Below are 8,697 nucleotides of genomic sequence, written 5' to 3' on the forward strand. Positions count from 1 at the left end.
CCTACGGGTTCCGGCCGAGCACCTCGTCGTAGACCTGCCGTGTCCTGGTGGCGATCGCGTCCCAGGTGAACTCCGACTCGACGCGCAGGCGTCCGGCGCGGCCCATGAGCTTCGCGAGCCCCTCGTCGGCGAGCACCTCGTTGAGGGTCGCTGCCAGGTCCGCCACGTACTTGTCGGGGTCGGTCGGGGTGCCCGTGCCGTCCTGCGCCTGGTCGATCGGGACGATGCGGCCGGTGAACCCGTCCGCGACGACCTCGGGGATGCCCCCGGTGCCGGTGCCCACGACGGGGATCCCGCACGCCATGGCCTCGAGGTTCACGATGCCGAGCGGCTCGTAGATCGACGGGCACACGAACACGGTGCCCGAGGACAGCACGTTGACGATCTCGTGGTGCGCGAGCATCCGGTCGATCCAGACGACGCCCTCGCGCTGCTCGCGGAGGCCCTCGACCAGCCCGGTGACCTCGGCGAGGATCTCGGGGGTGTCCGGCGCGCCGGCGCAGAGCACGATCTGGACGTCCTCGGGGAGCGAGGCCACGGCGCGGAGCAGGTAGGGCAGCCCCTTCTGACGGGTGATCCGGCCGACGAACACCACGCTGGGACGCGACGGGTCGATCCCGAGGGCACGGACGGCGTCCTCGTCGACCTGCGGCTTCCAGGCGTCGATGTCGATGCCGTTGTAGACGACGTGCACCTTCGACGGGTCGATCGACGGGTACGAGCGCAGGATGTCGGCGCGCATGGCCTTCGACACCGCGATGACACCGTCGGCGTTCTCGAACGCCTCGCGTTCCATCCAGCTCGACAGGCGGTAGCCACCACCGAGCTGCTCGGCCTTCCACGGACGGAGCGGCTCGAGGCTGTGCGCGGTGACGACGTGGGGGATGCCGTACGTCAACTGCGCGATCCGGCCCGCCGAGTTCGCGTACCAGGTGTGCGAGTGCACGAGGTCGGCACCCTCGACGTCGGCAGCGATGGCCACGTCGGTGCCGAGCGCCTGCAGCGCGCCGTTCGCCTGCTCGAGCCCGGCCGGCGTCCGGTACCCCCAGACGTCGGCTTCGTCGCGGAAGGCCCCGAACGCCCGGACACGGACGTCGGTGTCCGTCCCCGACCGCAGCGCAGCGGTGAGTTCGGACACGTGGACACCCGCACCGCCGTAGACCTCCGGCGGATACTCCCTGGTCAGCAGATCGACTCGCACTGGATCAACGTAACCGGTTCCCAGTGCTGACGCCTACTGTGAGCGGCATGGCTCCAAAGAAGGTCTTCGGCATCGTGCTCGCTGGCGGCGAGGGGAAACGGCTCATGCCGCTCACGGCCGACCGGGCGAAGCCCGCAGTCCCGTTCGGCGGGAACTTCCGTCTCATCGACTTCGCGCTCTCGAACCTGGTGAACTCCGGTCTGCAGAAGATCGTCGTCCTCACCCAGTACAAGTCGCACAGTCTGGACCGGCACGTTGCCGAGACCTGGCGCATGGAGGGCCTGCTCGGGTCCTACGTGGCGTCGGTCCCCGCGCAGCAGCGGCTCGGCAAGCGCTGGTTCGCCGGGTCGGCCGACGCGATCCTGCAGTCGCTCAACCTGCTCCGCGACGAGCGCCCCGACATCGTCGTCGTGGTCGGCGCCGACCACGTGTACCGGATGGACTTCCACCAGATGGTCGAGGCGCACATCGCCTCGGGCCGCAGCGCCACCGTCGCGGCGATCCGGCAGCCCATCGAACTGGCCGACCAGTTCGGCGTCATCCAGGTGGACCCCGACGACCCGACGAAGATTGACGCCTTCCTCGAGAAGCCGAAGGACCCGGTCGGGCTCGCCGACTCCCCCGGCGAGGTCCTCGCGTCGATGGGCAACTACGTGTTCAACGCGGATGCCCTCGTCGACGCGGTGCTCCGCGACGGGCAGGTCGAGTCGTCCGCCCACGACATGGGCGGCGACATCGTCCCCGACTTCGTGAACCGCGGCGACGCCGGCGTCTACGACCTGCAGCGGAACGAGGTCCCCGGTTCCACCGACCGTGACAAGTACTACTGGCGCGACGTGGGGACGATCGACTCGTTCTTCGACGCCCACATGGACCTCATCGCGCCGGTGCCGGTGTTCAACCTGTACAACCAGGACTGGCCGATCTTCAACCAGCAGACGAACCTGCCGCCGGCGAAGTTCGTGCGGGACGCGAACGGCAACACCGGCTCCACGGTCGACTCGCTCGTGTCGCTCGGCTGCCTCGTGTCGGGCGCGCAGGTCGAGCGCAGCATGATCGGCCCGTGGTGCGGGATCGACTCCGGTGCGAAGGTCCTCGACTCGATCGTGTTCGAGCGGGCGACGATCGGTGCGGGGTCCGTCGTGAACCGGGCGATCCTGGACAAGGACGTCGTCATCGCACCGGGCGCGCAGGTCGGCGTCGACCGTGAGGCCGACGAGGCCCGCGGCTTCACCGTGACCGAGTCGGGCATCACGGTGGTCGGCAAGGGCGTCCGGGTCGACGCGTAGCGTCGGCCGGTCACGTCGACAGCGACGAACGGACGGTCAGGAGGCACGGCTCGCGTCACGGACGCGGGCCGTGCCTCCTGCTGTCGGTACCGTTGGTGCGTGCCCCGCTTCCTCGTCGTCCTCGATGCCGATTCCACCCTCCTCGAGGACGAGGTGATCGAACTCCTGGCGGACACCGCCGGGACCCGGCCACAGGTCGCGGCGATCACGGAGCGCGCCATGCGCGGGGAGATCGACTTCGCCGAGAGCCTCCGGGAGCGTGTCGCGACCCTGGCGGGCCTCCCGGTCGACGTCTTCCGACGCGCACAGCAGGCGGTCCGCGTGACGCGGGGGGCCGACCAGCTCGTCCGCGGCGTGCACGCCGCCGGCGGGACCGTCGGTGTCGTGTCGGGCGGGTTCCACGAGGTCCTGGACCCGTTCGCCGAGCAGCTCGGTCTCGACCACTGCCGGGCGAACCGACTCGAGGTGACCGACGGCGTGCTGACCGGACGCGTCCTCGGCGACGTCGTGGACGCGCACGCGAAGGCCGTCGCCCTGCGCGAGTGGGCGGCCGCGGACGGCGTCGACGCGTCCCGCACGGTCGCGGTCGGCGACGGCGCGAACGACCTCGAGATGATGCGCGTCGCCGCCCTGTCGGTGGCGTTCGACGCGAAGCCGCGCGTGCGGGAGCAGGCGGACGTCGCGGTCGTGGACCGCGACCTGTCCGCCGTGCTCGCGACGCTCGGCCTGCGAGGCTGACCCGGTCGGGCGGCTAGTGGCCCATCCCGAGGCCGCCGTCGACCGGGATGATCGCGCCGGAGACGTACCCGGCCCCGTCGCTCGCCAGGAACAGCGTGGCGTCGGCGACGTCGTCGACCGTGCCGTAGCGGGCGGCCGGGATCGCCTTCTTGAACTCGGCCTGCAGCTCGTCGGACAGCGCGGCCGTCATGTCGGTCTGGATGAACCCGGGCGCGACGACGTTGGCGGTGATGCCGCGCGAGCCGAGCTCGCGGGTGATCGAGCGGGCCATGCCGACCAGGGCGGCCTTCGACGACGCGTAGTTGACCTGGCCGATCTGGCCGTAGGCGCCGACGACGCTCGACATGAGCACGATGCGGCCGAACTTCGCCTTCATCATGCCCTTGGTGGCGCGCTTGACGACGCGGAACGTGCCGGTCAGGTTGGTGTCGACGACGCTCGTGAAGTCGTCCTCGGACATGCGGAGCAGCAGCTGGTCGTTCGTGATGCCGGCGTTCGCGACGAGCACCTCGATCGGGCCGAGCTCGGCCTCGACCTGCGTGAAGGCGGCGTCCACCGACGCCGTGTCGGTGATGTCGGCCTGCACGGTGAGGGCACCCTCGGGTCCGCCCTGTCCGCTCCGCGACGTGACCGCGACGCGGTGCCCTGCGGCGACGAAGCGCTCGGCGAGGGCGTGGCCGATGCCGCGGTTGCCGCCGGTGATCAGGACGGTACGGGGGGTGCTCATGGTCGCTCCGTTCGGTGGTGGTGTGCGGTCGTGTCGTGCCGACGGGTCGGCGGACACGCCCGGACGAGCGTACCGGAGCCACCACGACAGCCCGTTCGCGCGCGGCGCACCCACGATCGGTCCGGGAGGCTTAGGCTTGACCACGGGTAGACGGAGACCATCTGTATGAAGAGCACGCACACCAGCATCACCACGCTCCCGGACTCGCCGGAGCTGGACCGGGCGCACCGCCTGTCCCGCTACGTGTGGCAGATGGCGATCCGCGTCGTCCTGTTCGTCGTGGCCGTGCTCGTCTACTCCATCTGGCACTCCTGGATCGCCGTCGTGCCGATCGTCCTCGCCGCCGTGATCCCCTGGGTCGCCGTCATCGTCGCGAACGCCGGCAGCCGGACCGAGAGCGACATGATCTCCCCCGCCGGTGCGATGCAGCTCTACGACGCGGTCGACCCCGGTCTCCGGGAGCAGCAGGAAGAGGACCGCGCCCAGGCCTACCGCGACGAGCAGGACCGCCTCCGGCAGCAGGCGCAGCACGCGCAGGACGAGTGGCAGCGCAACGGCGACCGCTCGAAGATGTGGGGGCACCGCTGATGGGGGCCACCTTCGACCTGCACACCGAGCCGGGCTCGACCCCCGTGTGCTCGCGCGCCGGCTGCTCGAACACCGCTGCGTGGCGGGTCAACTGGCGCAACCCCCGGATCCACTCCGCCGACCGCGTGAAGATCTGGGCGGCGTGCGAGGAGCACCGCGACTTCCTCGCCGACTACCTGCGGTCCCGTACCTTCCCGGTGCGTGTCACCGGCATGCACGAGGACGTCGACCGGCTCGACGACGAACGCGACCCGGCATCGTCGCCGAAGAACGACGTCGGGGTGCGCTCCACCGGCACCGGTCGATGACCGACGACTTCGACCCGCACTCCCGGTACGGCCGGAAGCACGCAGCCAAGCTGCAGCGCGCCGCCGACCACGCCCGTCGGTCCGTGCCGGCCGACGACCGTCCCGCCCAGGACCCGGACGAGCCCTTCGTCGGCTGGCACTTCGTCCGCAGTCGCCGCTGGCTCGGGTACTTCGCGATCGCCGTGGCGTTCGCGATCGTCTGCGCGCTGTTCGGCATGTGGCAGTGGGACCGCCGGAACGAGGCCGTCCGCCAGAACGAGCAGGTCGCCCAGAACTACGACCACACCCCCGTGCCCCTCGACCAGGCGCTGCCGACGGCCTCGAGCTGGCAGGACGAGCAGGAGTGGCTCCGGGTCGCCGTGACCGGCCGGTACGACGTCGACGCGCAGCTGCTCGTCCGCAACCGCGTGCACAACGGCCAACCCGGCTTCGAGGTCCTCACCCCGCTGGTCACCGACGACGGCCGGGCGTTCATCGTGGACCGCGGCTGGGTCCCCACCGGCAACGCGCAGGACGCCCCCGACCACGTGCCCGCTCCCCCGTCGGGTGAGGTGACGGCGATCGTCCGCCTGCAGCAGAGCGAGCCCCGAATCCCCGGCCGCACCGACCCCGCGCACACCGACCAGGTGCAGTCGGTCACCCTGGCGGACGTCGCGAAGAAGGTCGACACCCCGATCTGGACGGGCGCGTACGGCGAACTCGCGTCCGAGTCCCCCGCCCCGACCGAGGCCCGCCCGCTCGGCTGGGAACGCCCCACCGCCGACACCGGCCTGCACCTGAGCTACTTCATCCAGTGGTTCCTCTTCGCGGCCGGCGGCTTCGGGTTCCTGGCGTACGTGATGGTGCAGGAGTACCGGAACCTCAACCAGGACGACCCGGAGGAACGCGAGCGCGCCCAGGAGCGGCAGCGCCGCAAGGACGCCAAGCCGAAGACCGACGCCGAGATCGAGGACGACCTGATCGCGTCCCGTCGCTGACGGCCGGCGCGCGTGTGCGTGCGCACCGTGCGCACCGGGCGCACCGGGCAACCCCGTGCGGGCTTCCGCGCACCGTGCCCCGCTACAAGCGCGCACCGTGCACGCAACGCCGCACCGGACCGCGAACCCGGCACCGTGCGGACGGGAGGCGCGGTGCACGACCGGCACCGCGCCTCCAGGCCGCACCGTGCGCACCTCGCAACCCCGTGCGAACTTCCGCGCACTGTGCCCCGCTACAAGCGCGCACCCAGCACGTTTCGCCGCACCGGCCCGCGAACCCGGCACCGTGCGGACGGGCTCCGCCCGCCCGGCTGGCCGGCGTCAGGCGAGCTCGATGAGCTCCGCGTAGTCCTTGTTCCAGTGGTCCTCGGTGCCGTCCGGCAGCAGCAGGACGCGCTCCGGGTTGAGCGCCTCGACCGCGCCGGCGTCGTGGGACACCAGGACGACGGCACCCTCGAAGCCGGCCAGGGCGTTGAGGATCTCCTCGCGCGATGCCGGGTCCAGGTTGTTCGTCGGTTCGTCGAGCAGCAGGACGTTCGCGCCCGAGACGACGATCATCGCGAGCGACAGACGCGTCTTCTCACCGCCGGACAGGACCCCGGCCTTCTTGTAGCCGTCGTCGCCGGTGAACAGGAACGACCCGAGCACCCGACGGGCCTCGGTCTCGTTGAGGTCGGTCGACGCCGACACCATGTTCTCGATCACCGTGCGGTTGATGTCGATGTTCTCGTGCTCCTGCGCGTAGTAGCCGATACGCAGACCGTGGCCGGGCTGGATCTCACCCGTGTCGGGCAGGTCGGCACCCGCGAGGATCCGGAGCAGCGTCGTCTTGCCGGCACCGTTGAACCCGAGGATCACGACGCGCGAACCGCGGTCGATCGCGAGGTCGACGCCCGCGAAGATCTCCAGCGAGCCGTAGGACTTCGACAGCCCCTCCGCCATGAGCGGGGTGCGGCCGCACGGGGCCGGCGTGGGGAAGCGGATCTTGGCGACCCGGTCGGCGACGCGCTCGTCCTCGAGTCCGGCGAGCAGCTTGTCCGCCCGCGCGACCATCTGGTGCGCAGCCGCGGCCTTCGAGGCCTTCGCACCGAAGCGAGCGGCCTGGTCCTTGAGCGTCGCGGCCTTCTTCTCGGCGCCCGCGCGCTCCTTGCGGCGACGCTCCTCGTCGGCGACGCGCTGGCGCTGGTACAGCTTCCAGCCCATGTTGTAGATGTCGATGGTCTGGCGGTTCGCGTCGAGGTAGAACACGCGGTTGACGACCTCGTCGACGAGCTCCACGTCGTGGGAGATGATGATGACGCCACCGGGGTAGGTCTTCAGGTGCTCGCGCAGCCACACGACCGAGTCGGCGTCGAGGTGGTTCGTGGGCTCGTCGAGGATCATCGTCTCGGCGTCCGAGAACAGGATCCGGGCGAGCTCGATGCGACGCCGCTGTCCACCGGACAGGGTCTTCAGCTGCTGGTCGAGGATGCGGTCCGGCAGCTTGAGGTTCGACGCGATCGAGGCTGCCTCGGCCTCGGCCGCGTAGCCGCCGAGCGCGTTGAACTGGTCGTCGAGCCGGCTGTACCGGCGCATCGCCTTCTCGGCGACGGCCTGGTCGTCACTCGCCATGTCGAGCGTGGCGAGGCGGATGCCCTCCACCAGCTCGCCGAGCCCACGGGCGTCGAGGATGCGCTTCCGCGCCGTCTCCTCCGGGTCGCCCGAGCGTGGGTCCTGCGGCAGGTAGCCGATCTCCCCACCGCGGTCGATCTTGCCGCCCGTGGGCTGCGTCTCGCCCGCGAGGGCCTTGGTCATCGTCGTCTTCCCCGCGCCGTTGCGGCCGACGAGTCCGATCTTGTCACCCTTCTCGACACGGAAGGACACGTCCTCCATGAGGAGACGAGCTCCGACGCGGATCTCGAGTTCGTGCACGGCAAGCACAGTGGACGTCCAATCAGTTGGTGGGTTTGCACAACGACGTGTGCGTGAGGTGCACCGCTACGCTGACGGGACCGATGGTTCCGAACGGGACCAGCAGTCCATTCTAGGAGAATCCATGACGAACGCCACCGGGTTCGCTCCCCGCGCAGTCCTCGCCGACCGTCTGCGGACGCACGGGCTGGCCACGAACGCCGCCCTCGTCGCCGGCGGAGCCCTGTTGACCGCTGCGATGGCACAGCTCGAGGTCCCGATGTGGCCGGTCCCGATCACGGGTCAGACGCTCGCCGTCGTGCTCGTCGGCGCGACCCTGGGTGCCCGCCGCGGCATGCTCGCGCTGCTCGTCTACGCCGTCGCCGGCCTGGCGGGCGCACCGTTCTTCGCAGACATGACCGGTGGCCTGCAGGCCCTGGCCGTGCCGAGCTTCGGGTACGTCATCGGGTTCATCCCCGCCGCGGGTGTCGTCGGCTGGCTGGCGCGCCGCAACTGGGACCGTCACGTCGGACGCGCCGCGGTGGCGATGCTGCTCGCGAGCGCCATCCCGTTCGTGACCGGTCTGCCCTACCTGGCGATCGTGCTCGGTCAGCTCGGTGCCCCGAACGACCTGCAGTCGGTGCTCGCCGCCGGCCTGTACCCGTTCGTCGTCGGTGGGATCGCGAAGGCGCTCATCGCCGCGGGCATCCTGCCGCTCGCGTGGAAGGCCGTCGGCCGCCGCTGACGCGCACCCGTCGGCTGCGGTCGACACGCCCGGCTCCTGCGGCCGGGGTTCCGAGATCTCGGAACCCCGGCCGCTTCTGCGTCCGTTCGTGGAACCCCGGCGAACGTGAGCGGCGTGTCGCGCCCCGCGCGCTTCCTGCGCGCAGACGGACGGGAGGCCCCGGGGCCCCGGGCCCCCGGCCGCCCCGCCGGCCGGGGGGGGGGGGGCGCTCGCGCCCCCCCGGCCGCGCCCCCA

General features: G+C 71.0%; 9 protein-coding genes. 6 read left to right on the forward strand and 3 right to left on the reverse strand.

Annotation, left to right across the window (positions count from 1 at the left end):
• Position 1: 1 nt before the first annotated feature.
• Positions 2-1,201 (reverse strand): glycogen synthase, encoded by a 1,200-nt coding sequence (gene glgA, locus ACVKXF_RS09370; protein ID WP_456795551.1) that lies wholly within the window; start codon positions 1,199-1,201, stop codon positions 2-4.
• A gap of 47 nt (positions 1,202-1,248) precedes the next feature.
• Here glgA and glgC point away from each other — a divergent pair, with 47 nt between their 5' ends.
• Both glgC and serB read left to right on the forward strand, forming a co-directional pair.
• The gene (glgC, locus tag ACVKXF_RS09375) at positions 1,249-2,490 is read left to right on the forward strand and encodes a glucose-1-phosphate adenylyltransferase (protein WP_123313100.1); all 1,242 of its coding nucleotides are present in this window, start codon (positions 1,249-1,251) and stop codon (positions 2,488-2,490) included.
• Between the two features lie 99 nt (positions 2,491-2,589).
• The gene (serB, locus tag ACVKXF_RS09380; protein WP_456795552.1) at positions 2,590-3,228 is read left to right on the forward strand and encodes a phosphoserine phosphatase SerB; all 639 of its coding nucleotides are present in this window, start codon (positions 2,590-2,592) and stop codon (positions 3,226-3,228) included.
• Positions 3,229-3,241: 13 nt separating this feature from the next.
• On the opposite strand, the gene fabG is transcribed toward serB, so the two are convergent.
• Positions 3,242-3,955, reverse strand: a complete 714-nt coding sequence (gene fabG, locus ACVKXF_RS09385) for a 3-oxoacyl-ACP reductase FabG (protein WP_027465673.1) — start codon at positions 3,953-3,955, stop codon at positions 3,242-3,244.
• Positions 3,956-4,120: 165 nt separating this feature from the next.
• On the opposite strand from fabG, the gene ACVKXF_RS09390 reads away from it, so the two are divergent.
• From ACVKXF_RS09390 to ACVKXF_RS09400, 3 genes are read left to right on the forward strand one after another with little or no spacing between them, the layout of a single operon-like run.
• Complete coding sequence (locus ACVKXF_RS09390; protein ID WP_123312561.1) at positions 4,121-4,543, forward strand: DUF3099 domain-containing protein; 423 nt, start codon at positions 4,121-4,123, stop codon at positions 4,541-4,543.
• Entirely contained in the window at positions 4,543-4,851 is a 309-nt protein-coding gene (locus ACVKXF_RS09395) for a hypothetical protein (RefSeq protein WP_374114431.1), read from the forward strand. Before ACVKXF_RS09390 ends, ACVKXF_RS09395 begins: the two co-directional genes overlap by 1 nt.
• The gene (locus tag ACVKXF_RS09400) at positions 4,848-5,828 is read left to right on the forward strand and encodes an SURF1 family cytochrome oxidase biogenesis protein (RefSeq protein ID WP_123312560.1); all 981 of its coding nucleotides are present in this window, start codon (positions 4,848-4,850) and stop codon (positions 5,826-5,828) included. Before ACVKXF_RS09395 ends, ACVKXF_RS09400 begins: the two co-directional genes overlap by 4 nt.
• 321 nt (positions 5,829-6,149) lie before the next feature.
• Here ACVKXF_RS09400 and ACVKXF_RS09405 read toward each other — a convergent pair whose 3' ends face one another.
• Positions 6,150-7,748: an ABC-F family ATP-binding cassette domain-containing protein gene (locus ACVKXF_RS09405; protein WP_123312558.1), complete on the reverse strand. Its 1,599-nt coding sequence runs from the start codon at positions 7,746-7,748 to the stop codon at positions 6,150-6,152.
• 115 nt (positions 7,749-7,863) lie between these two features.
• On the opposite strand from ACVKXF_RS09405, the gene ACVKXF_RS09410 reads away from it, so the two are divergent.
• On the forward strand, positions 7,864-8,463 hold the full coding sequence (locus ACVKXF_RS09410; RefSeq protein ID WP_456795553.1) for a biotin transporter BioY: 600 nt from the start codon (positions 7,864-7,866) through the stop codon (positions 8,461-8,463).
• Positions 8,464-8,697 lie beyond the last annotated feature (234 nt).

This window comes from Curtobacterium sp. PvP017, from assembly GCF_054060195.1.